Origin of the sequence: Rhizobium sp. Root1212 (genome assembly GCF_001424985.1) — a bacterium.
Lineage (GTDB): Bacteria > Pseudomonadota > Alphaproteobacteria > Rhizobiales > Rhizobiaceae > Pararhizobium.
The window spans coordinates 23,158-44,808 of the sequence record NZ_LMDA01000006.1; the positions used below are offsets into that span (position 1 = coordinate 23,158).

Annotated in this window: 20 protein-coding genes; 13 read left to right on the forward strand and 7 right to left on the reverse strand. The window is 62.7% G+C overall.

Going from position 1 to position 21,651, the window contains the following annotated elements:
* Window positions 1–140 precede the first annotated feature (140 nt).
* Genes ASC86_RS09475 through ASC86_RS09485 form a run of 3 tightly spaced genes read left to right on the forward strand, consistent with a single transcriptional unit; the run spans window position 141 to window position 2,820 of the window.
* The gene (locus ASC86_RS09475; protein WP_056319689.1) at window positions 141–1,142 is read left to right on the forward strand and encodes an SIS domain-containing protein; all 1,002 of its coding nucleotides are present in this window, start codon (window positions 141–143) and stop codon (window positions 1,140–1,142) included.
* A gap of 18 nt (window positions 1,143–1,160) precedes the next feature.
* Window positions 1,161–1,871 carry a GntR family transcriptional regulator gene (locus ASC86_RS09480; protein ID WP_056319692.1) on the forward strand — a complete coding sequence of 237 codons (711 nt, stop codon included), beginning with the start codon at window positions 1,161–1,163 and terminating at the stop codon, window positions 1,869–1,871.
* Between the two features lie 10 nt (window positions 1,872–1,881).
* Window positions 1,882–2,820 (forward strand): ornithine cyclodeaminase, encoded by a 939-nt coding sequence (locus tag ASC86_RS09485; RefSeq protein ID WP_056319695.1) that lies wholly within the window; start codon window positions 1,882–1,884, stop codon window positions 2,818–2,820.
* Between the two features lie 4 nt (window positions 2,821–2,824).
* Here the strand turns inward: ASC86_RS09485 and ASC86_RS09490 are convergent, their stop codons facing one another.
* The 3 genes from ASC86_RS09490 to ASC86_RS09500 form a co-directional block, all read right to left on the reverse strand.
* On the reverse strand, window positions 2,825–3,613 hold the full coding sequence (locus ASC86_RS09490) for an amino acid ABC transporter ATP-binding protein (protein ID WP_056319698.1): 789 nt from the start codon (window positions 3,611–3,613) through the stop codon (window positions 2,825–2,827).
* Entirely contained in the window at window positions 3,613–4,536 is a 924-nt protein-coding gene (locus ASC86_RS09495; protein WP_056319701.1) for an amino acid ABC transporter permease, read from the reverse strand. The genes ASC86_RS09490 and ASC86_RS09495 overlap by 1 nt, the downstream gene beginning before the upstream one ends.
* A gap of 90 nt (window positions 4,537–4,626) precedes the next feature.
* Window positions 4,627–5,472: an ABC transporter substrate-binding protein gene (locus ASC86_RS09500; protein ID WP_056319704.1), complete on the reverse strand. Its 846-nt coding sequence runs from the start codon at window positions 5,470–5,472 to the stop codon at window positions 4,627–4,629.
* 211 nt (window positions 5,473–5,683) lie between these two features.
* Between ASC86_RS09500 and ASC86_RS09505 the strand changes: the two genes are divergently transcribed.
* Window positions 5,684–6,823, forward strand: a complete 1,140-nt coding sequence (locus ASC86_RS09505) for a LacI family DNA-binding transcriptional regulator (protein WP_156386969.1) — start codon at window positions 5,684–5,686, stop codon at window positions 6,821–6,823.
* A 259-nt stretch (window positions 6,824–7,082) separates the two neighbouring features.
* Window positions 7,083–8,015: a PfkB family carbohydrate kinase gene (locus tag ASC86_RS09510; RefSeq protein WP_056319709.1), complete on the forward strand. Its 933-nt coding sequence runs from the start codon at window positions 7,083–7,085 to the stop codon at window positions 8,013–8,015.
* 137 nt (window positions 8,016–8,152) lie between these two features.
* On the opposite strand, the gene ASC86_RS09515 is transcribed toward ASC86_RS09510, so the two are convergent.
* The gene (locus ASC86_RS09515) at window positions 8,153–9,139 is read right to left on the reverse strand and encodes a fatty acid desaturase (RefSeq protein ID WP_056319712.1); all 987 of its coding nucleotides are present in this window, start codon (window positions 9,137–9,139) and stop codon (window positions 8,153–8,155) included.
* 233 nt (window positions 9,140–9,372) lie between these two features.
* On the opposite strand from ASC86_RS09515, the gene ASC86_RS09520 reads away from it, so the two are divergent.
* The 5 genes from ASC86_RS09520 to ASC86_RS09540 are packed head-to-tail and all read left to right on the forward strand — an operon-like array spanning window position 9,373 to window position 14,729.
* Window positions 9,373–10,938, forward strand: coding sequence for an ABC transporter substrate-binding protein (locus ASC86_RS09520; RefSeq protein ID WP_056319715.1), 1,566 nt, complete (start codon window positions 9,373–9,375; stop codon window positions 10,936–10,938).
* 42 nt (window positions 10,939–10,980) lie between these two features.
* Window positions 10,981–11,958 carry an ABC transporter permease gene (locus ASC86_RS09525; protein WP_056319717.1) on the forward strand — a complete coding sequence of 326 codons (978 nt, stop codon included), beginning with the start codon at window positions 10,981–10,983 and terminating at the stop codon, window positions 11,956–11,958.
* 1 nt (window position 11,959) lies between these two features.
* Window positions 11,960–12,793: an ABC transporter permease gene (locus ASC86_RS09530; RefSeq protein ID WP_056319720.1), complete on the forward strand. Its 834-nt coding sequence runs from the start codon at window positions 11,960–11,962 to the stop codon at window positions 12,791–12,793.
* Window positions 12,790–13,764, forward strand: a complete 975-nt coding sequence (locus ASC86_RS09535) for an ABC transporter ATP-binding protein (protein WP_056319725.1) — start codon at window positions 12,790–12,792, stop codon at window positions 13,762–13,764. The genes ASC86_RS09530 and ASC86_RS09535 overlap by 4 nt, the downstream gene beginning before the upstream one ends.
* Entirely contained in the window at window positions 13,764–14,729 is a 966-nt protein-coding gene (locus ASC86_RS09540; RefSeq protein WP_056319727.1) for an oligopeptide/dipeptide ABC transporter ATP-binding protein, read from the forward strand. Before ASC86_RS09535 ends, ASC86_RS09540 begins: the two co-directional genes overlap by 1 nt.
* Here the strand turns inward: ASC86_RS09540 and ASC86_RS09545 are convergent.
* Window positions 14,711–15,517: a PhnD/SsuA/transferrin family substrate-binding protein gene (locus ASC86_RS09545; RefSeq protein ID WP_056319732.1), complete on the reverse strand. Its 807-nt coding sequence runs from the start codon at window positions 15,515–15,517 to the stop codon at window positions 14,711–14,713. The genes ASC86_RS09540 and ASC86_RS09545 overlap by 19 nt on opposite strands.
* Window positions 15,518–15,602: 85 nt before the next feature.
* Between ASC86_RS09545 and ASC86_RS09550 the strand changes: the two genes are divergently transcribed.
* Window positions 15,603–17,216 carry an FAD-binding protein gene (locus ASC86_RS09550; RefSeq protein ID WP_056319880.1) on the forward strand — a complete coding sequence of 538 codons (1,614 nt, stop codon included), beginning with the start codon at window positions 15,603–15,605 and terminating at the stop codon, window positions 17,214–17,216.
* Window positions 17,216–17,536, forward strand: coding sequence for a ferredoxin family protein (locus tag ASC86_RS09555; protein WP_056319735.1), 321 nt, complete (start codon window positions 17,216–17,218; stop codon window positions 17,534–17,536). The genes ASC86_RS09550 and ASC86_RS09555 overlap by 1 nt, the downstream gene beginning before the upstream one ends.
* Before the next feature lie 127 nt (window positions 17,537–17,663).
* Here ASC86_RS09555 and ASC86_RS09560 read toward each other — a convergent pair whose 3' ends face one another.
* Window positions 17,664–19,454 (reverse strand): ABC transporter ATP-binding protein, encoded by a 1,791-nt coding sequence (locus ASC86_RS09560; RefSeq protein WP_056319738.1) that lies wholly within the window; start codon window positions 19,452–19,454, stop codon window positions 17,664–17,666.
* Window positions 19,455–19,764: 310 nt separating this feature from the next.
* Window positions 19,765–20,631, reverse strand: a complete 867-nt coding sequence (locus tag ASC86_RS09565; protein ID WP_056319740.1) for a helix-turn-helix domain-containing protein — start codon at window positions 20,629–20,631, stop codon at window positions 19,765–19,767.
* A 132-nt stretch (window positions 20,632–20,763) separates the two neighbouring features.
* Between ASC86_RS09565 and ASC86_RS09570 the strand changes: the two genes are divergently transcribed.
* Window positions 20,764–21,594: an N-acyl homoserine lactonase family protein gene (locus ASC86_RS09570; protein ID WP_082510003.1), complete on the forward strand. Its 831-nt coding sequence runs from the start codon at window positions 20,764–20,766 to the stop codon at window positions 21,592–21,594.
* Window positions 21,595–21,651: the final 57 nt, after the last annotated feature.

Here is a 21,651-nt window from a genome sequence, read left to right on the forward strand (position 1 = left end):
ACGCTGAAACAAGGAGATCTGGAGGCGGCATTGCGCATGTGAGAACGTTCGCAAAAAATTCCGCCGACGATGTCAAGGGAGCTTGACGTGGATGATGGTCGTATAATACGTATTATAACGTCATATAGAAAGGTACGATCATGTCCCTCCCCTCCGCCTTCGATGCCGGCGTCGTCGCCGCACTTTCCGCCCTCGATGCAAAATCGGTGAAGCATGTGTTCTTCATCGCCTGCGGCGGCTCGCTTTCGATCATGCATCCGGCCAAGTTTCTGCTCGACCAGCACTCGCCGCTGCCGTCGGACGTCTACAATGCCGCCGAGTTCGTCGCCCGCGCGCCGCGGTCGCTGGACAAAAACGCGCTCGTCATCCTCTGCTCGATGACCGGCACGACGAAGGAAACCACCGCGGCCGCCGAATTCGCCCGCTCGAAGGGCGCGGCGACTATCGGCCTGACGGTCGAGCCCGCCTCCCCGCTCGGCAAGGCCGTAGATCACGTCGTCGGCTTCGAGGCTCCCTATACGACCGGCGTGCCGATCGATGCCAAGAACAGCAATTATTCGCGGATCTACCAGATCGTCATGGGCCTCGTCGCTCTCACCGGCGGCGAAGACCTGACAGGAACGCTGATCGAAAGCCTCCTTGCCCTTCAGCCGGCCATCGACCGCGCGCAAGCCGCCTTCGCACCGATGTTCGAAGACTATGCGCCGCGCTTCGCCAAGGAAGACGTGATCTATACGGTTGCCAGCGGCGCGAGCTACGGCGCGGCCTATTCCTTCGCGATCTGCGTGCTCATGGAAATGCAGTGGATCAACAGCCAGGCGATCCACGCCAATGAATTCTTCCATGGCCCCTTCGAGGTGTTGGACAAGCAGCGCGCTTTCATCCTGATGAAGGGTCTCGACAGCACGCGGCCGCTGGAAGAGCGCGCCGACGAATTCCTGCATCGGTTCGGCTCGGTTGAGAATATTCTGGTTCTCGATGCCGAAAAACTCGATCTTTCCGGCATAGACCCGCAGTTCCGCGGCAATGTCGTGCCGCTGATCTTCTTCGACACGCTCTGGCGTTTCGCCTATAAGATCGCCGACCTGCGCAAGCACGAAATGCTCGAGGCCCGGCGCTACATGAAGAAAATCACCTACTGATCGATCCTGGATGGGCGGATGGAAGACCAAGCAAACCTTTTGCCGCTCTATGAACAGGTTCGGCGCGCGATCCTGGCCGGCATCGAATCCGGCCAGTTCGCGGAGGGTGGCTTCCTGCCCACCGAACCGGAACTGATGGCGCTCTACGGCGTCAGCCGGATCACGCTGAGGCGTGCCATCGGCGAGCTTTGCGCCGATGGCCGCCTGCAGCGGCAGCAGGGGCGCGGCACCGTGATCATGCCGGGCAAGGTCCGGCAGACGCTCGTTTCGCTCTCGGGCTTTTCCGAAACCATGGACGGGCTCGGCCGAAAAGCGGGCCACCGCATTCTCGCCCGCAACGACACTCCCGATGCGCCGGCCATCCGCGACCGCCTGCAGGCCGGGGCGCTGATCCGCTTCGACCGGCTGCTGGAGGACAACGGCCGGCCGATGACGCTCGAAACGCTCTGGTTCGACCGGTCGCGTTTTCCCGACGTCATCGCGCCGGTCGCCGCCGGCGGCTCCTTCTTCGCCGCGCTGCGCGACACGGCCGGCATCGTGCCGACCCATGCGGAACGGCAGATCGATGTCGGCTTCGCCTCGCCCGGCGAGCGCGCCATTCTGGCCGTGACGGCCGCCCAGCCGGTCTACCGGATCGAAAAGATCGTCACCGATGCCGAAGGGCGCCCGCTCGCCCTGTCACAGCTCGTCACTCCAAGCCATCTGGTCACCTACACGATCAAGACCTGAAAGGTTCGATATGCACATTTTCGATGCGCCCGCCGTACACGCGGCGCTCCCCTGGTCTTTTCTGATCGAGGCGTTGCGCAAGGCGCATCTCGGGCCGATGCCCGCCTCGGATGTCATGGTGCAATCCGATCCTGCGGGCGGTGAAGCGCAGTTCGTCACCTTGCCCGGCTGGGCGCCCGGCGGCCCGATCGTCGTCAAAATGGTTGGTGTCTTTCCACAGAATGCCGCGCTGCAGCCGCCACAGCCCGCCGTCCAGGGGCTGGTTGTGCTGTTCGACGGCGCAACGGGCGGGCCGCTTCTCGCAGCGGACGGCGCTGCCATGACGGCCCGCAAGACCGCCGCGGATTCCGCTCTCGGCGCCGCACTTGTTGCGCGGGAAGACGTGGAGGATCTGCTGATCGTCGGCGCCGGCGCGCTTGCGCCCCACTTTGCCGAAGCGCATCTGGCGGCGCGGCCTTCGCTACGCCGGGTCACGATCTGGAACCGTACTACGACCCGAGCCGAAGCCGTTGCCGCACAGCTTCGCGATAAAGGCATCGACGCCACGGTCAGCGACGATCTCGACGGTTCGGTCGCCCGCGCAGATGTCGTGTCCTGCGTCACCATGTCTGACAAGGCGCTTATCAAGGGCGCGCTCCTGCGGCCGGGCTCCCATCTCGATCTCGTCGGCGCCTACCTGCCGACGCTCAGGGAAGCGGACGATGCGGCGCTGACGCGCGGCACGATCTTCGTCGACAGCCGCAACAATATGGAGGGCGGCGGCGATCTCTCGCAGGCCATCGCATCCGGCGCGATCACCTGGGATGCCGTGAAGGCCGATCTTTTCGAGCTTGTTCAGGCTAAACGGGAAGGCCGCACCGGCGCCGATCAGATCACCGTGTTCAAGAACAACGGCGGCGCCCATCTCGATCTGTTCACCGCATCGGCGCTTTCGCAGACGCTTAGCTGACGCGTCAAGCGTCAGCCAGAACCCGCGCCAGGAAAGCCCGCGTCCGGTCGTGCCGCGGGCTCGTCAGCACGTCGGCCGGACGCCCCTGTTCCACGATCACCCCGCCGTCCATGAAGATCAGATGGTCGGCGACATCCCGCGCAAAGCCCATTTCATGCGTGACGACGACCATGGTCATGCCGTCGTCGGCGAGTTGGCGCATGACGGCGAGAACCTCGCCCACGAGTTCGGGGTCGAGCGCCGAGGTCGGTTCGTCGAAGAGCATGACATCGGGCTTCATCGCCAGCGAGCGGGCGATCGCCGCGCGCTGCTGCTGGCCGCCGGAAAGCTGCGCCGGATAATAGTGCGCCCGCTCCTTCATGCCGACACGCTCCAGAAGCAGCATCGCCTCTTCGATCGCCGTGGCGCGCGGCACGCGCCTGACGAGGACCGGAGCCTCGATGACGTTTTCGAGCACGGTCTTGTGCGGGAAGAGATGAAACCCCTGGAACACCATGCCCATGCGCTGGCGCTGGCGGGCAAGTTCGTTGAAGCTCATTTCGTAGAGCTTGTCGCCTTTCCAGCGCACGCCGACAGGCTCGCCACGCAGGAAAATCGCACCGCCCGTCGGCTTTTCGAGATAGTTGAGGCAGCGCAGCAGCGTGCTCTTGCCGGAACCCGAAGGGCCGACGATGCAGGTCACATCGCCGCGCATCACAGCAACATCGATACCGCGAAGCACCTCGTGGGCGCCAAAGCTCTTGCGCAGGCGCTCGACCTTCAAGAGCGGCTCGCCGTTCACATGGTCGTTCATCACAGGATCTCCTGCTGGCGGGCAAACAGCCGGACGCGGAAAATACCGCCCGCTTTCTTCGTGCCGGCGCGGTGTTCGGATTTCAATCGGTGCTCGACGGTATGTTCGACGACCGTCAGGACCGTGGTGAGGACGAGATACCAGACAGTCGCGACGAGCAGCAGCGGCACCGTCTGGTAGGTGCGCGCATAGACCATCTGCGCGGAATAGAGCAGATCGGGCAGCGCCAGCACGGAAACGAGCGAGGTGAATTTCAGCATCGAAATCGTGTCGTTGCCGATGGGCGGAATGACGATGCGCAGCGCCTGTGGCAAAACGATGCGGCGCAGCGTCTGGCCGCGCGTCATCCCGAGCGTTGCGGCCGCTTCCGTCTGGCCGGCATTGATGGCCTGGATGCCCGCCCGGATCATTTCAGCGGCATAGGCGCTTTCGGTGAAGGCAAGGCCCATGATGGCGGCACTGAACGGGGTGATGAGTTCGTTGGTGTTCCAGGAGATGAACTTCGGCCCGCCGAACGGGATGCCGATCGATATCTCAGGCAGGAGCAGCGCCAGATTGTACCAGAAGATCATCTGGACCAGCGGCGGCACGCCGCGGAAGAACCAGATCCAGCCCCAGCTGACCGACTGAAAGACGCTGCTGGCCGAAAGGCGCATGATCGCGAGCACGACCCCGATCGCAAGGCCGAGCACCATGGCAAGAACCGTCAACAGAAGCGTCATGCCGAGGCCCGACAGGATAGCGGGACTGAACATGTATTCGGCAACCACGCTCCACTGCATGTTCTTGTTGGTGACGAGCACCTGCAGGAAGATGACCGCGAGGATGGCCAGAACCACGCCGCCGATCCAGTGGCCCAGCTTCGGCACTGCAATGGGCTTGAGGTCGTGGATCGAGGGGCGGTGTGGCGGTTCTTCAGCCATCGTCTTTCCTTGCTGCCCGTTGCGGGCTGTCTGATCCGGCCCGAGGAAACCCTCGGGCCGATGAGCGGTATTTTGCCCGGCAACGGCGCCTTAAAGGTCTGCCGGGTTCTCTTCGGTGATCAAAAGCGCCTTGCTCAGCATCCCGCTGTCGTTCAGGCCCCACTTGGCCATGATCTTCTCATAGGTACCGTCATCGATCATCGACTGGATCGTGTCCGTCAGGACCTGGCCGAGCGGATCGCCCTTGCGCACGCCGATGCAGCTGTTGACGGGCGAGAGAACCAATTCCGAAATCTTCAGATCGCCTGTCTGCTTGGCCATATAGGCAAGCTTGACCGATCCGCCCACCGTCGCCTGGGCGCGGTTGGAACGAACGGCAAGTTCGGCCTGCGCCTGCGTGCCGTGCGTCTGCATGACGACCGGCTTTTCCTTGCATTCGTTGGCGTTCAGCTTTTCGAGAAGGCCGATGTCCCAGGCGCCGTTCAGGACGGCAATGGTCAGGCCGCAGACATCGGCGGTGGACTTGATGGCGAGCTTGCTGTCCGCCGGATAGGCAAACGAGGTGCCGATGCGGCGCTGCGATACGAAGTCGAGCGTCTTCAGGCGCTCTACCGTCGTGCCGAAGGACGAGAAACCGGCATCGAAACGCTTGGACTGGAGGCCGGGAATAATGGCGTCGAAGCTGGTGCCCTCGAACGTGAAGGGCACGCCGAGGCGCTCTTCCATTTCCTTGGCGATATCGACGCTCCAGCCCTTGAGCTGGCCGTCGGCATCCTGGAATTCATCCGGCGCCCAGTCGTTAAAGACAGCCGCCTTGATACCGTTGTCCTTGTATTCCTGCGCAAGAGCATCGTGCAGCGCGGGGATGACGTCGGCGAATGCCGGCATTGCCAGCACAGCGCTCAAGACGCAACCAGCCAGAATGGATTTAAACATGACAGCCTCCTTGTGGTGGCGAACCGACAGGTCCGCGATTGCGTTCTCCGGTTCCCCTTGCAGATCATGACGAGAACGTTCTCACATATGAGACACGGAGATGGCCTGTCCGTCAAGCGTCCCTCACCCGGATTTGTGGTCAAATGCCGTTGAAAACGTGCCCCAATCTGATAACACCCTATAAAGAACTGCCGTTTTCCTGTGCTCCCGTATGAAAAGATTCTCATCCGTCAGGGGCCGTCATGTGAGAGGGAAGTGCCAATTGGCTCCTAAAAGCAAAGCGACCATCACGGATGTCGCACAGGCAGCCGGGGTCTCCACGGCAACCGCAGGACGTGTTCTCGGCGGCTACGGCTATACCAGCGAGGAGAAGAAGGAGCAGGTTCTCAAGGCCGCACAGGAACTCGGCTATCGACCAAACGCACTTGCGCGCAGCCTCATCACGGGCAAGACCCGCACGCTCGGCGTGGTGGCCGGCGACATCCAGAACCCATTCTACGCTTCGGTTCTGCGCGGCATTTCCAACGTGGCGGAGGCGAACGGCTTTGGCCTGCTGATCACCAACAGCGACGAGGCACAGCCCAAGGAGGTTCACTCGGTCGAACTGCTGGCGCAGAAGCAGGTTGACGGGCTGATCGTTACCCCCAGCGACACGCGCAAGGCGCGGCATTTGCACAACCTGAAGGCCATGGGCGTGCCTCTTGTACTGATCGACCGTGCCGTCGCCGGCCTCATGGTCGACCGCGTGGCAACCGACAACATCGCCGCCGCGGAACACGCGGTCCGCCATCTGATCGCAGCCGGACATCGCCGGATCGGCATCGTCGCGGAACTGGTCGATGAGGAAAGCGGCGGACTGGACGCGTTCCTCACCCGCGCCATCGCAGGCGATCCGATCGAAAGCGAGACGCTCTATCCCAGTTGGCAGCGCCTTCTCGGCTATATCCGGGCGCATCGGATCGCCGGCCTGCCCTTGGACCCGCGCCTGACGTTGCGGGCAGGAAGCTATTCGGCTGTCGCCGCGCAGGCGGTAGTCCCGCGCCTGATGGCAGCGGACGATCCGCCGACGGCACTCTTCACCACAGACGGCACTATGTCCGAAGGCACCATGCGGGCGCTTACCGACCTCAATCTGTCGATCCCGCAGGACCTCTCGATCATCTGCTTCGACGATCTCGACTGGATGAGCTTCCATCGCCCCGGCATTACCACCGTGGCACAGCCGCGATTGGCCATGGGCGAGGCTGCCGCGCGAATGCTCCTGGAGCGCATTCGCGGCGAAGACTATCCGCCACGCACGGTGCTGATGCCCGCTGAACTGATCGAGCGCGGCTCCGTCGCCGGGCTCTGATCCTACCGGCTCGGGCAGAGGGCTCGCCGGCGCTCCTGTGCGCGAGGCTGTACATAAATAGTTGTTTCATATAGATTTTCTCAGTAAAATCCTCGCGGCTTCTACCGCACGCCGTCATGGCCCTGCCTCCCCGGCGCACCCCGTATTCCATGCCAACCGCCCGCCAACCGTGCTCCCGCCGGAGAAACCCCGTTGCACTTCGCGGCGTTGTTCTATAATTGAGAACGTTCTCAGTTTTCTTCTCAGGAGAGCTTTTCAGATGCCGCGCCCCGCCAGAATCCTCGCTTTCGGTGACAATGTCGTTGATTGCTACCGCGACCAGAACCTGATGTTTCCCGGCGGAAACTGCGTCAATCACGCCGTCTTCGCCCGTCGCGCCGGGGCCGAAACAGCCTATGCCGGCGCCGTCTGCGACGACGACGCCGGGCATCTGATCCGCCGGGCGCTGCTTGAGGAGGGCGTCGACATTTCCTCCCTGCGGATCGAGCCGGGACAGACGGCCTATTGCGTGATCGAGACACCGGATGGTGACCGGGTGTTCGTCGGCGCCAATCTCGGCGTATCGATCATCGCGCCCTCCAAGGCGGACCTCGCGCGGCTTTCGGATTTCGACGCCGTCCATACCGGCCGGTCGAGCCATGTCGATGCATGGCTGCCGCACTTCGCCCAGGCAACGAAGGTGTCCTACGATCTCGCGACCGTCTACGATCCAGAGCGCATCGCTCGGGTCGCGCCCCATTGTTTCCTCCTCGCGTTCTCGGCTGGCGGCGTGTCGCGCAACCAGGCGCTGGCCCTGGCGCAAGAGGCGCGCGCCGCCGGCGCACGCTGGAGCCTCGCGACCCGCGGCGTGGAGGGCGCCCTGCTGGCTGGCGACGCCGGCGTGTTCGAGGTACCGGCCCAGCCCGTCGATGCCATAGACACGCTGGGCGCCGGCGATACCTACATCGCCAACGTGCTCGTCGGATTGCTCGAAAGCCGCGAGCCGGAAACGATCCTGACAACGGCCGCGGCGGCGGCGGCAAGGACCTGTCTGATACGCGGCGCCTTCGGACATGCGGCCACCATGAGCGTCGACGTCTCGAACATGATGAGCCTGGAGGAAGTCTATCGCACCACCCGCCCCGCAGAGGCGCCGGAAGAAACCCAAGGGGCGATATTTGAAAGCAAGACAACGATCGCAAATGCGAAATGATTTGGCGTTGAAGGGATCGGAACCGGCAACGCTGCTACATCTCCCATCCGTATGAAATTGTTTGATCCCGACATAGCCTCTGGGCTTGGCACAATGACGGATTTGCGGGCGGCGGCGGATCGACCACGCCACGATCGTCATTCAAGGTATGTCGGCGCATCTTGGCTGCCAAGCATGTCGAATGCTTCCCGATGCCGGGGATGACGCGGGTCGTCGTGGGGGTTCAGCAGGAAACGGCACGCGATATCCCAGTAGCCGTCATAAACAAGCCCGCCATTGATCGCGACCAACGTGTTTCTGTGCCGGCGATAAAGAGCGGGAATGCGATACCAGGGCAGCGCCGGACGCTGGTGATGCAGGACATGCAGGTTGTTGTAAAGAAACAGCAGGCCGAAGAGTGGGCTGTTTTCGACGATGGCTGTGCGCTCGTCGTGATGGTCGGCATAGCGATGCTCGGCGTAGGAGCGCAGCCGGCTCAGCGCCGCGCCCACATAGACGAAGCCGAAAAGATAGAGCCAGAGCGGCATGCCGCATACCCATAACACCCAGAAAAGCACCACGGCCACACCAAGCGCATGCCGTGCCCAGAGGAACGCGCGCTGCCGGTCGCCGGCCATGATCACGGCCATCTCCTGCGCCAGGAAGCTTGCGATCATCACCATCGGCCCGAGCGTCAGCCGGCCGAAAAGCGTCGTGTTCCAGGTGGCCAGAAGACGGCCGAAGCGGCCCATGCGCGCCCAGGCGGCCTGGGTGAAATAGGAGGATTCCGGGTCTTCGATCGGGTCCGTCAGGTGCTCGTCGCGGTGATGGGTCAGATGACCTTCGCGGTAGATGGCATAGGGCAACCAGAGGGACAGGGGCGGCCAGCCGATCGCGTCGTTGATGCGGCGGCTGCGGGTCGGATGCCCGTGAATGACCTCGTGCTGCAGCGATCCGTGCCAGGCGATCAGCCAGCCGCCGAAGGAAATGACGGCCAGCAGCGGCAGCGACTGCCAGAACCAGGTCACGGCAAAAAAGCCGCCATAGATAACCACGGCCAGCGCCACCGTCTGCCATTCGAGCCGGGCGATGGTGGAAAGCGCGGATGGTGGAGGAAGTGTATCGACCGAGGGGCGATTGGACATGAAACGGGTTCCGGCGGAAAAGCGATTGTTTTGAAGCGCCAATATAAAACCGCGCCCGCCATGCCCGCGCCGTATGGCTTTGCAGAAGGGCCTCGAAAAAAGGAAAACCGGTTGCGCTCAAAGCCGCAAATGGAAAATATTTATTCTATGTAATTTGTAGATTATTGGCTTTAATCCCTGCATCGAAGTGAAGCCCCTGCCCTCGGCCGGGTGCGCAACCGGAGGGACAATCCATGACATTCAACCCAACACGACGGCAAGTTTTGCTTGGCGGCGCATCCATCGCGACCGTTGTCGCTCTCGGCGGCGTACACCCCGCCTTCGCCGCTGCCGACCGCAGCAAGATCACCGTGCGCGTCGACAAGGACCTCTCCAACCTCGACCCGGCCAACCGCTCCGGTCCGGTCGATCTCAATGTCATCTGGTCGGTGCAGCAGGGCCTGATCTCCTTCAAGCCGGGCTCGACGGAATGGGAGTTCGACGCGGCGGAAGAGCTGGAGCAGGTGAGCGACACGGAAATCCGCTTCAAGCTGCGCAGCGGCCTCGCCTTCACCGGCGGCTACGGCCCGTTGACGGCCGAGGATGTGAAATTCTCCTTCGAGCGCTTCATCAAGCCGGACACCGAGGGCAAGCCCGTGACCTATGCCAAGGACTGGTCGGCGCTTGATCGTGTCGAAGTGACCGGCCCGCTCGAAGGCCGCATCATCCTGAAGAACCCCGCGCCGGCGCTCTACACCATCGCGCTCGCCGATGGCTCGGGCCGCATCGTCTCGAAAAAGGCCTTCGAAGCACTCGGCGAAAAGGCGATCGCCACGACGCTGATCGGCAGCGGCCCCTATATCCTCAAGGAGTGGACCCCGCGCGAAACATTCGTGCTTGACATCAACCCGGACTACAAGGGGCCGATCAAGCCGCACTTCCAGCAAATTATCGGCAAGCCTATCGGCGAGCAGAAGACCTCGGAAATCGCATTCCAGTCCGGCGAGATCGATTTCACCGCCATCGATCCTGAAAACGGCAAGGCGCTTGCGGCCCTGCCGGATGCGAGCATCACGGAAATTCCCGCCATCGACTATGTCTGGTTCGGCCCGAACATCGAGAAGGCGCCGTTCGACGACATCCGCGTGCGTCAGGCGATCCGCTATGCCGTCGATATCGACGCGATCCTGCAGGGTGCCTATTCCGGTCTCTATCCGCGCGCCAATGCGCTGCTTGCCCCGAGTTTGCTCGGTTACTGGAAGGATGCACCGGTCCACACCCGCGATCTTGAAAAGGCGCAAAGCCTGCTGGCCGAAGCCGGTCACCCCGATGGCTTCAAGACCAAGCTGACGATCGAGGCCAATGCCCGTTACGAGGCGGTTGCCCAGATCATCCAGGCAAACCTGGCCGAGGTCGGCATCGAGGTTGAGATCGAGGCGCTGGAATCGGCCGCCTACTGGGCGCTTGGCGAAAACGACGCCAGCAAGGATCTCGAACTGTCGCTGATCAAATACAACGGCAAGTTCGATCCCGGCTTCCAGACGCAGTGGTTCACCTCGGCCCAGGTCGGCCAATGGAACTGGCAGCGCTGGAAGAACGCCGATTTCGACGCCCTGCACGAAAAAGGCGGCGTCACCGTCGATCCGGCCGAGCGCGAAAAGATTTACATCGAAGCGCAAAAACTGCTGGACGACTCCGCGGCGTTCATCTGGATCACCCACAATCTCAATGCTTTCGCCTCCCGCAAGTGGCTGAAGCCTGGGGTCCTGCCGAACGGCAACAACTGGCTCTACACGGCCTTCACGGAAGCGACGGCCTGATCCGGTGACTGGCTCCAGAGTAAAAGATCGGGATGCGCTGCCATGAGGAGCGCATCCCTCCAGATTCATCTCGCCTTCAAGCTGACAACGGCGCTGCTCGCCGTTGCCGGTTCCGTCGTGCTTCTCCTGACGCTGACGCGGCTGATCCCCGGCGATCCCGCAACCGTCATCCTTGGTTCCCGCGCCACTCCCGAAGCGGTTGCCGCGCTCAATGCCCGTATCGGCCTCGACAAGCCGCTGATCGAGCAGGTCTTTGCCTTTTTCAGGCGGCTCTTTTCCGGCGATCTTGGCCAGGATGTCTTCAATGGCCGCCCGGTACTCGGCCTCGTTCTCGGCGCGCTTCCGAACACGGCGGCTCTCGCGATCTCCGCCATGCTCTGTGCCATCGCTTTCGGCGTGCCGCTGGCATTGCTTTCGGCCCGCCGGCCGGGCGGCAGGGTCGACCGGCTCGTCGCATTCCTGAGCGTCGGCTTCATCTCGACCCCGAGCTTCGTCGTCTCGGTTTTCCTGCTGATGGTGTTTTCCGTGACGTTGCGCTGGTTTCCGGTGCTGGGCGCCGGGGAAAGCGGCGATCTCGGCGACCAGCTCTGGCACCTCGTGCTGCCGACCGCGGCTCTGGCCGCAGGCTGGATCGGCTACATCGCCCGCCTCCTGCGCTCTTCGCTGCTCGAAATGCTCGGTGAAAACCATATCCGCACGCTGCGCGCCTATGGTGTCAGCGAAGCGAAGATCCTGATGAAATACGCGCTGAAGCCGGCCGTGCTGCCGACTGTCGCCGTTGTCGGCATGGGTTTTGGCGAGCTTCTGGGCGGCGCCGTCTTCGCGGAAGTGATCTTCAACCGCCCCGGTCTCGGCTCGCTGATCTACGACGCGATCCGCACGCGCAACTATCCGGTCGTTCAGGGCGGCGTCTTCGTCATTGTGCTGCTCTATGTGCTGACCAATCTCATCGCCGATCTCTCCCAGAGCCTGATCGATCCGCGCGAGCGCGCCCGCCTCGCTTCCGGCCGGGGGCAGTGACATGACGGCGCTTGTTGATCTCTCCCGCCGTCCCGGCGGCACCTTCGCTCTTTTCGCGGTGACGCTTCTCTGTCTCGTCGCGATCGCCGCGCCGCTCATCGCCCCCTATGGGCCGAATGCGATTGCGCCTGCCAGCCGCCTCATGGACCCCTCGCTGCAGCACTGGCTCGGCACAGATCAGCTCGGCCGCGATATCCTGAGCCGCCTGATTTTTGGCGCAAGGGTGGCGCTGGGGATTTCGCTGTCGGTCATCGCCATTTCGCTGACGGCCGGTGTTGCCCTTGGCGTTGGAGCGGCACTTTCGCCCCGCGCCGTCGATCTCGTCATCGTCGGCATCTTCGATATCGTCACTTCGTTTCCGAGCATCATCCTGGCGCTGGCGCTGGTTGCCGTTTTCGGCCCCGGCCTCGGCAATGTCGTCCTGCTGGTCAGCATCGTCTTCATCCCGCATTTCGGCCGCGTCGCCCGCGCCCAGACGATCGCCATCCGCAACAGCCCCTTCATCGAGGCGGAAAAGGTGCTCGGCGCCGAAACCTGGCGGGTGATCCTGCATCATGTGACGCCCAACATCATCGGCCCGATCTTCGTGCTCGCCTGCATGGATATCCCGGTCGTCATCACGATCGAGGCGGGCCTGAGCTTCCTCGGGCTCGGCGTGCGCCCGCCGCTCGCCAGCTGGGGCAACCTGCTCAACGACGGCTACACCTATCTCGACCAGTCACCCTGGCTCGCCACCTTCTCCGGTCTGTCGCTGATGCTTGCCACGCTCGGTTTCGCCCTGCTCGGAGAGGCGCTCCGCGACACGCTCGACCCGAAGCTGAGGAAAAACCTGTGACCGAAGCCCTCCTCACCATCGAAAACCTCAACGTCTCCTATCGCGGCAACGGGCGCTCCGCCCATATCCTCGACGGCGTCGATATAAAGATCGGCCGCGGCCAGTCCGTCGGTCTCGTCGGCGAAAGCGGCAGTGGCAAATCGACGGTCGCCTTCACCCTGCTCGGGCTGCTGGCCGATAATGCCGAGGTTTCCGCAGGCTATGCCGCCTTCGACGGGCGGACACGCAATTTCGCCGCACGCGAAACCGCAAGCCTGCGCGGCACCGATATCGCCATGGTCTTCCAAGACCCGATGACCGCGCTGAACCCGATGTTCACCATCGGCACGCAGCTCGTCGACATCCAACGCCGCCGCTTTCCGAGGGAAAGCCGGAAGGCGCTCTGGGCGCGGGCGGAAGCGGTACTTGCGGATGTCGGCGTTCAGGATGCGGCAGCCCGTATGCACCGCTACCCCCATGAATTTTCCGGCGGCATGCGCCAGCGCGTGGTGATCGCCATGGCGCTTCTGGTCGAGCCGAAACTGCTGATCGCCGACGAGCCGACGACGGCGCTCGACGCGACGATCGAGGCGCAAGTGGTCGAGGTGCTGCACCGCCTGCGGCAACGCACGTCCGCCTCGATGCTGGTGGTCAGCCACAGCATGGGGCTGATCGCCGAGCTCTGCGACAGCGTGGTCGTGATGTATGGGGGGACGGTGGTGGAAAGCGGAAAGGTGGCCGATGTGCTGCACCGCCCGCGCCATCCCTATACCCAGGCGCTGCTCGCCTGCGAGATCGATCCTTACGCCGCCTTCGATCCGTCGCAGGATCTGGCGACCATTCCCGGCAACGTGCCCGATCCCGCCCGGCGCCCGCAAGGCTGCATTTTCGCCGACCGCTGTCCCGCCCGCCACGACCGCTGCCGCGAAAGGCCGCCGCAGCGGCATGCGCGTGACGGCCAGAACTATAGCTGCTGGCTGGAGGTCGCCTGATGAACGCCCTCATTCTGAAAGACGCCGTCATCCGCTATGACCGGCTCACTGCCGTCGACGGCGTTTCGCTGGAACTGCGGCGGGGCGAAACGCTCGGCCTTGTCGGCGAAAGCGGATGTGGCAAATCCTCCGTCGCCCGCGCCATCGTCGGGCTGCAACCGCTCGCTGCCGGCACGCTGACGATCGAGGGCGAGACGCTGCAGGACGCACCGGCCCGGCGCCGCACCGACCTGCAGCGCCGCATCCAGCTGTTGTTCCAGGACCCGGCCGCATCGCTCTCGCCGCGCATGACGGTGCGCTCGCTTCTGGCCGAGCCCTTGAAAATACAAAAAAGCCATTCACCCGAAGCCTGGACGCGCATCGTAGCGCTGGCCGAGAGCATCGGTCTCGGCCAGCAGCTCCTGTCTCGCTATCCGCATCAACTGAGCGGCGGGCAGGCGCGGCGCGTGGCGCTGGTGCGGGCGCTTGCCGCCGAGCCCTCGATCATCGTGGCCGACGAACCGACGGCCGGCCTCGATATTTCCATTCAGGGCGAGCTGCTCAATCTTCTGAGGACGCTTCGCGGCCGCCTTGGGCTCAGCTATCTGCTGATCTCCCACAATCTCAATGTCGTCGGCCGCGTCACCGACCGGGTGGCGGTGATGTATCTCGGCCAGATCGTCGAAAGCGGGCCGACGGCCGACCTGTTCCGCAATTCCGCCCACCCTTATACGCGCGCCCTGCTCTCGGCCAACCTCACCCTCGATGCCGGCCGGAGGCGCGAACGCATCGTTCTGTCGGGCGAATTGCCGAGCCCCAGCAACCCGCCTTCCGGCTGCCGCTTCCACAAACGCTGCCCGCTGGCGCAGCCGCGATGCACAAGAGAAATCCCCGTCCTGCAAGGCCGACCCGGAGAGCGCAGCTTCGCATGCCACTTCCCGCTTCGGTCCGAACCGGCTCCTGCGCCTCAGGCGATTGCGGGGTAACCATGACGCGCGGCCTCGCGATCCAGCTCCGCCAAGACCTCGTAATCGGCATCGCCAAGCAGGCTGATGCCGCGCAAAGAGAGCGTATCACAGACGTCGGCAAGTGCCGGATCGGCAATGGTTTCGGAAAGAGCGCGACGGAGGATGACGAGGTCTTTCGCCGGCGTCGAGGCCGAGGTGATGAAGGGCAGGCCCGGCCCCTTGGCGGTTTCCGCAAGGATGCGCACGCCGGCGATCCGATCAGGATCGAAGCGCAGCGTATTGCCGAAGGTCACGCAATCGATGGCCGCGACATCCGCATCTCCATTCGAAACCGCATCGATGCTTGCCCGATGCCCGCCAGTCTCGTGGACCGACGAGAAGAACCGGCCATCGACGGCATAAGGAGCGACGAAATGCCGAAAGAGGTTATAGCCGGAATTGCTGCCGGGCTCATTGATCGCCGCCCGCGCGCCGCGCAAATCCTCGATCGACTGTGCCGACGAGCTGGCATTCACGATGATGAAGCTGCATTTCAGCGGCCCGTCGCAGCCCGGAAGTCCATAAACCGGCGACGCGACCAGCTGCACCTTGCCGCGCAGATGCCGGACATAAGGATAACCGCAGGTCTGGCCGAACAGGAGATCGGGTCGAAGCCATGCTTCGTCGTAACGGATATCGTCATCCAGCGCCTCCGGCGCGTCGAGCCCGTGGGCGCGGATGCGGGCGGCCAACGCCTTCCAGAACATCCGTGTCGCCTCCCACACCGGCGGGGGACTGACATACATGGCGAGGCTGGCAAGCGACATCGGGCAACTCCGGTAAATTGAGTTAAAAAGCTATGCAATACATAGATTTGAAGCGCAACGAGATTTCGCAGAAAGGATGTCTGCAGTGACCCAGCCTCGAGAGAAGAGCCTCCCCTCGGCCCATACCGAGATCACTTGCGACGTGCTGGTCATCGGCGGCGGCCCCGCCGGCTGTTGGGCGGCGCTGGAGGCATCCGCGGCCAAGGCGCGCGTCGTGCTCGTCGACAAGGGCTATTGCGGCAGCTCCGGCGCAACGGCTTCTGCCGGCACGCAGATCTGGTATGTGCCGCCGGACCCGGCCGAACGGGAAGCAGCCATGGCAAGCCGCGAGGCGATGGGCGGCTATCTTTCCGAGCGCTCCTGGATGGCGCCGGTGCTCGACAAGACCTTCGAAAGCGTCAACCGGTTGGCCGACTGGGGCTATCCCTTCCCCGTCAACGAGAAGGGGGAGCAGCAGCGCATCTCCGTCCAGGGCCCGGAATATATGCGGCTGTTGAGGCGGCGCGTAAGGAATGCCGGCGTCACCATCCTCGATCACCATCCGGCCACGCAGCTTTTGAATGATGACGGAACCATCGTCGGCGCAAGCGGCTTGCGCCGGCAGGAAGGCGGACACTGGACGGTCCGTTCTGGAGCGGTAGTGCTGGCGACTGGAGGCTGCGCTTTCATGAGCAAGGCGCTCGGCTGCGACGTGCTGACCGGCGACGGCTATCTGATGGGCGCGGAGGCAGGCGCCGAGCTTTCCGGCATGGAGTTCTCTTCGGCCTATGCGATTTCGCCGGCCTTCGCATCGATCACCAAGACCGCGCTCTACCGCTTCGCCCAATTCTACCGCCGGGATCACAGCCTGATCGAAGGTGCAGGCTCTGCCCGCGGCCGATCGATCATCGCCCAGGCGCTGCTGTCCGAACCCGTCTATGCCCGGCTCGATCTTGCCGGGACCGACGAGGTGAAAGCGATCCTGCGCCGCGCCCAGCCGAATTTTTTCGTTCCTTTCGATCGCCGCGGCATCGACCCCTTCACCGAGTTCTTCGAGGTGAAACTCAGACTGGAGGGCACGGTGCGCGGCACCGGGGGCCTGAAGCTCACCGGGCTCGACTGCGCCACCACCGTTACCGGCCTGTATGCTGCCGGTGACAATGCCACCCGCGAACCGATCTGCGGCGGCTTCACCGGCGGCGGCAGCCACAATGCGGCCTGGGCGATCGCTACCGGCGCCTTTGCCGGCGCGGCTGCAGCCGGTTTTGCACTGACGGAGAAAGACACGCGCGAATCCGGGTATCCGCAGCATACCGCCTACCCATTGGCAAAAGCCAAGCGAAACATCGATCCTCAAGCCGTCATCAAGGCGGTGCAGAGCGAAGTCTTCCCGCTCGACATCAATTACTTCCGCACCCATGGCGGACTTTCGGCCTCACTGGAGCGGCTTGATCACCTGTGGGAGCAGATCGCCGACGCGCGGGCCGCCGAGGAAAACGAGGCCCTGCAACTGCGGCAGGCGCAGGCCATGACAGCCACCGCCCGTTTTATGTACCGCGCTGCCCTCGCGCGCACCGAAACCCGAGGCATGCACCGCCGCGACGATTTCCCGAAACAGGACCCGGACCAGCATCACCGGCTGGTCGTCGCCGGTCTCGATACCATCACCATCCGCCAAGAGACGGTCGATCCCGGCGTCTACAGGGAGGCAGCCGAATAATGATCGAAGTTCTGGACACCGACACCTGCACGGACTGCAATCTCTGCGTCCAAGTCTGCCCGACCAATGTCTTCGAGGCGGCGCCCCATGGCCCGCCCAAGATCCTGCGTCAGGATTCTTGCCAGACCTGCTTCATGTGCGAGGTCTATTGCCCTGTGGATGCTCTCTACGTTGATCCGGATGCCGAAGCGGTACACGGGCTGACAGTCGAAATCCTGCGCGACGGCAATCTCTTCGGCAGCTATCGCAAAGCCATAGGCTGGCATAAGGAAACCCGCCATCGCCGCCATATCGACGACCATTTCCGCTTGCCGCAATGAGAGCTGAGCGAAAGCGAAACTTCCATGGTGTCGGAGACATGCCATCTCATGACGCCGACCTTATGAAGAGCGCGCTGGAAACGCCAGAGCGGAAGCCCTGGCGTTCCAGCTTGTTGAAAGGGCCGGCCTAAGCGACCAGACCCTTGGTGAGTTCCAGTGCCTGCCGTTCGAACAACCGGCGATAGATGCCGTTGTTAAGGCGGATCAGGGCCTGGTGGTCACCTTCTTCGACGATTTTGCCTTTGTCGAAGACCAGCAGCCGGTCCAGTGCCCGCACCGTGGACAGGCGATGGGCGATCACCAGCGTCGTGCGGCCGTCCATCAGGCGTTCCATGGCCTGCTGGATTTGCACTTCGCTCTCGCTATCGAGGCTCGAGGTCGCCTCGTCCAGGATCAGCACCGGCGCATCGGCGAGGAAGGCACGGGCAATAGCGACGCGCTGCCGCTCGCCGCCCGACAGCTTGACACCGCGTTCGCCGACCATCGTCTCATAGCCCTTTGGAAGGCTCATGATGAAGCCGTGCGCATTGGCTTGTTTCGCCGCTTGCTCGATCTCGCGCCGCGAAGAGTTCGGCTTGCCATAGGCGATGTTTTCCGCGAGCGTCCGGTGGAACAGGATAGGCTCCTGCTGCACGATGGCGATCTGGCCTCGCAGGCTCGATTGCCTGACTTCGGCGATATCCTGCCCGTCGATGCGGATCGAGCCCGAGTTCACGTCGTAAAGACGCTGAATGAGCTTGACGAAGGTCGTCTTGCCTGAGCCAGAATGCCCCACGAGACCGACGCGCTCGCCCGGTTTGATGGTGACCGAAAAATCGTCGTAAAGCGGATCGGGGTGTGCACCATATTGGAAGGTGACCCGATCGAAGACGATCTCGCCCGCGCCGATCTCGATCGGCCCGGCGTGCGGCTTGTTCTCGATCCCGAGCGACATTTTGTTCAGCAGCACAAGCTCTTCCATGTCGTTGACGGCCCGCTGCAGGTTGCGGATGTCCTGGCCGACATTGCGAAGATAGCCCTGCAGAACGAAGAACATTGCAAGCACGAAGGTAACGTCGCCGGGCGTGGCCAAGCCCTGCTGCCACATGATCAGGCCCGTTCCCAAAATGCCGGCCTGCATGGAGACCATCATGAAGCCCTGGATCGTACCGCTCGTGGTGCCACGCCTCCATGTCCGTCGCGTGCGGCTGTCCCATCTGGCCAGCACCTGGCCCAGCCGTGCCTCTTCACGTCTTTCTGCACCGAAGGCCTTGACGACCGAATTGCAGCTGATGGCATCCGCGAGCGCACCGCCGAGCTTGGTGTCCCAGGCATTGGCAAGCTTTGCTGCCGGCGACACGTAGCCCATCGAAAGTGCCACGGTGACGCCGACATAGAGCACCGAGCCCGCGCCCACGATCAGACCCATGATCGGCCAATAACTGCCTAGCACGATACTGGCGCCGACCAGCATGACCATAGACGGCAGCAGGGCGATCAGCAGCAGGTCGTTGAGCGAATCGAGCGCCCACATGCCGCGGGTGATCTTGCGCACCGTCGAGCCGGCAAAGCTATTGGCGTGCCAGTCGGTCGAGAACCGCTGCACCCTGTAAAAACCGCCGTTAACCACTTCCGCCATGGTGCGCAGTGTAAGCCGGATGATGCCATTGAAGATCAGCCAGCGCAGCACCACGCTGGTCAGCCCCAGCACGACAACGATGATGAAGGCGCGGATCGCAGGGTCGGCCCCATTGCCACCGGCAATGGCGTCGACGATACGGCCGGAGAATATCGGCACCATGACTTCGGCCAGCGTGCTTGCGATCACCAGTGCGATGATGGTGCCGACCAACCCGGGCCGGTGGCTCCAATGATGAAAAACAAAGCCGAGCACCTGGCGATAGGCATCGGCACGAAAATCGAGCTTCTTGAGAGTCATTACTTCAGCCCGGCCCGTCAGGCACCGGTCCTCAAAATCGGGAGTTGGAAGGCAAAGCCCATGCGGGAGACGAATAGAACCCCGTCAGATCAATCGGGCTGTGACGAAAAAGAAAACCGCGTCTCGCGCACCCAAGGCGGGCCGCGAATGGAAATGACCTAGCGTAGGGTCATTCCACACGGGAGGTTTTCGATGGGGTATACTGTCATTCAACGCCTCCCTTTATTCGATCTCAAGCGGTGAGCAGGTTATACCCGAGCAATTCGACATTGCCAAGCAGGCACTGCAACCTGACGGAAAGTGATGCGCATCAACGGCGCCCGGTGGGCGACATGCCATAACTCTCTTTATATCGACGGGCGAAATGCGAGCGCGATGCGTAGCCTGCAGCCTCGGCCGCAGCAAGGCTCGACGCGCCGGAAGCGAGCGCGGTTTGCGCGGCCTGAAGGCGCTGCGATCTTACGACGGCGCGAAACGATGTACCCTCCGCTGAGAGACGGCGCCGCAAGGTAGATGCGCCAAGTCCGAGACGGGTGGCGACGCGCTCTACCGTCCAGTCTTCAGAAGGCCCGCTTCCAATCAGCCAGGCCACCTTTTGCGACAGGTCGGTTTCAAACAGAGGGCGAGCGGCGGCTATAGGCCTTAGAAGGGTCAGTACTTCCAGCAGTCGGACCGTCTTGATCGCGTCCAACGCCTGCCCCCATATCGCGGTCGCGGCATGGACGAGGGAATCCACGAGATCTGTATTCAAAGGCACACGAAAAGTTCGGCCATCGTCGCTACCGCCTATTGTTTCATTGCGAAAGATGGGTGCAACGCCGCTCGGCAGTGACGGGACTTCAAGAAGCAGAGACTCATAGCTGGAGGTCAAGCCGGCAGGAATATTGACGACATCCATCGGCACTCGCGCGGGCAAGACGAAGACCGTTCCTGGTTCGAACAAGTGCGGCGTGTCCCCCAGCCACACCTCCTTGCGGCCGCTTAGTATGATACCGATGATGGGCGACGGAAGTTCGATTGCCTTGAGACGCTCCCTGTCCAAGGAACAGTATGAAAAAAGCTGGCGGCCGTGGTCGTAACGCCCAGCAGTTCCGGGAGGAGCCCGCATCGAACGCAGCCGCTCGACTAGCGCTGATCTCAGTTGTGCCTCGTTGTCGATTGGGAGATGCAGGTTCATGGCGGCACGATAACGCGACACGCATTGCAAGAAAACCGAATGCCGAGCATTTCGGGCTCAAAACTGATCGGACCGGAACCATGCCAGCGCCTTTTTTCAGTCAAGACAAGTCTCTGCATTGGAGAGACTCACATGAACCTGATGGCTTCAACATTTTTTTCAGCAATTCTCCTCGTCGGCTTCGAGGCCCGGTCCGCCGACGTCGAGCTCTGGCGGCTCGACTGTGGCCAGATCATCGTACGAGATTTGTCGCTTTTTTCCGATACCTATGCTCATGCCGGAGAAAAACGGACACTGACCGACAGTTGTTATCTTGTCCGGCACGAGCACGAGTACATGCTTTGGGATGCTGGATTGCCGGCTGCCCTGCTTGGGGCAAAACCGGACGCCAATGCAGTGCTTGCGCCAACTCTTGCAAAGGATATTCCTACACAGCTCGCGGAAATCGGCATCAAGACTGAGCAGATCGGCCGCCTCGGCATCAGCCACAACCATTTTGACCATGTTGGACAAGCTGCGACGTTTCCCCAAGCGACGCTGATCATGGGAGCAGATGATCTTGCCCAGTTCAAGGCCAATCCCCTTCCCTTCGCGGTCGATCCGGCGCTGATCAAACCCTGGCTCCAGCAAGGGTCCAAGGTTCAGGCTCTGTCAAATGACCTCGACGTCTTCGGCGACGGCACTGTTACAATTCTTTCGACACCCGGCCATACGCCGGGTGAAACAAGTCTGCTGGTTCGCCTGGCGGAAACCGGACCAGTCGTGATCTCCGGCGATGTCGCGCACTTTGAAGAACAATTCAAGGACGGTGGCGTGCCAGGATTCAATCACGATCGCGCTGACAGTTTGGCCTCGATGAGCCGTCTGACCGACATGACAAAGGCGCTAAACGCCATCCTTGTGGTGCAGCATGATGCCCAGGATATCGCGAAGTTGCCGGCATTCCCACGAAGCGCCAGATAACCAGCTCCTACCGCGATACAGACCCCGTGGCCGGGAGCACGGACCTGTAAGCCACCG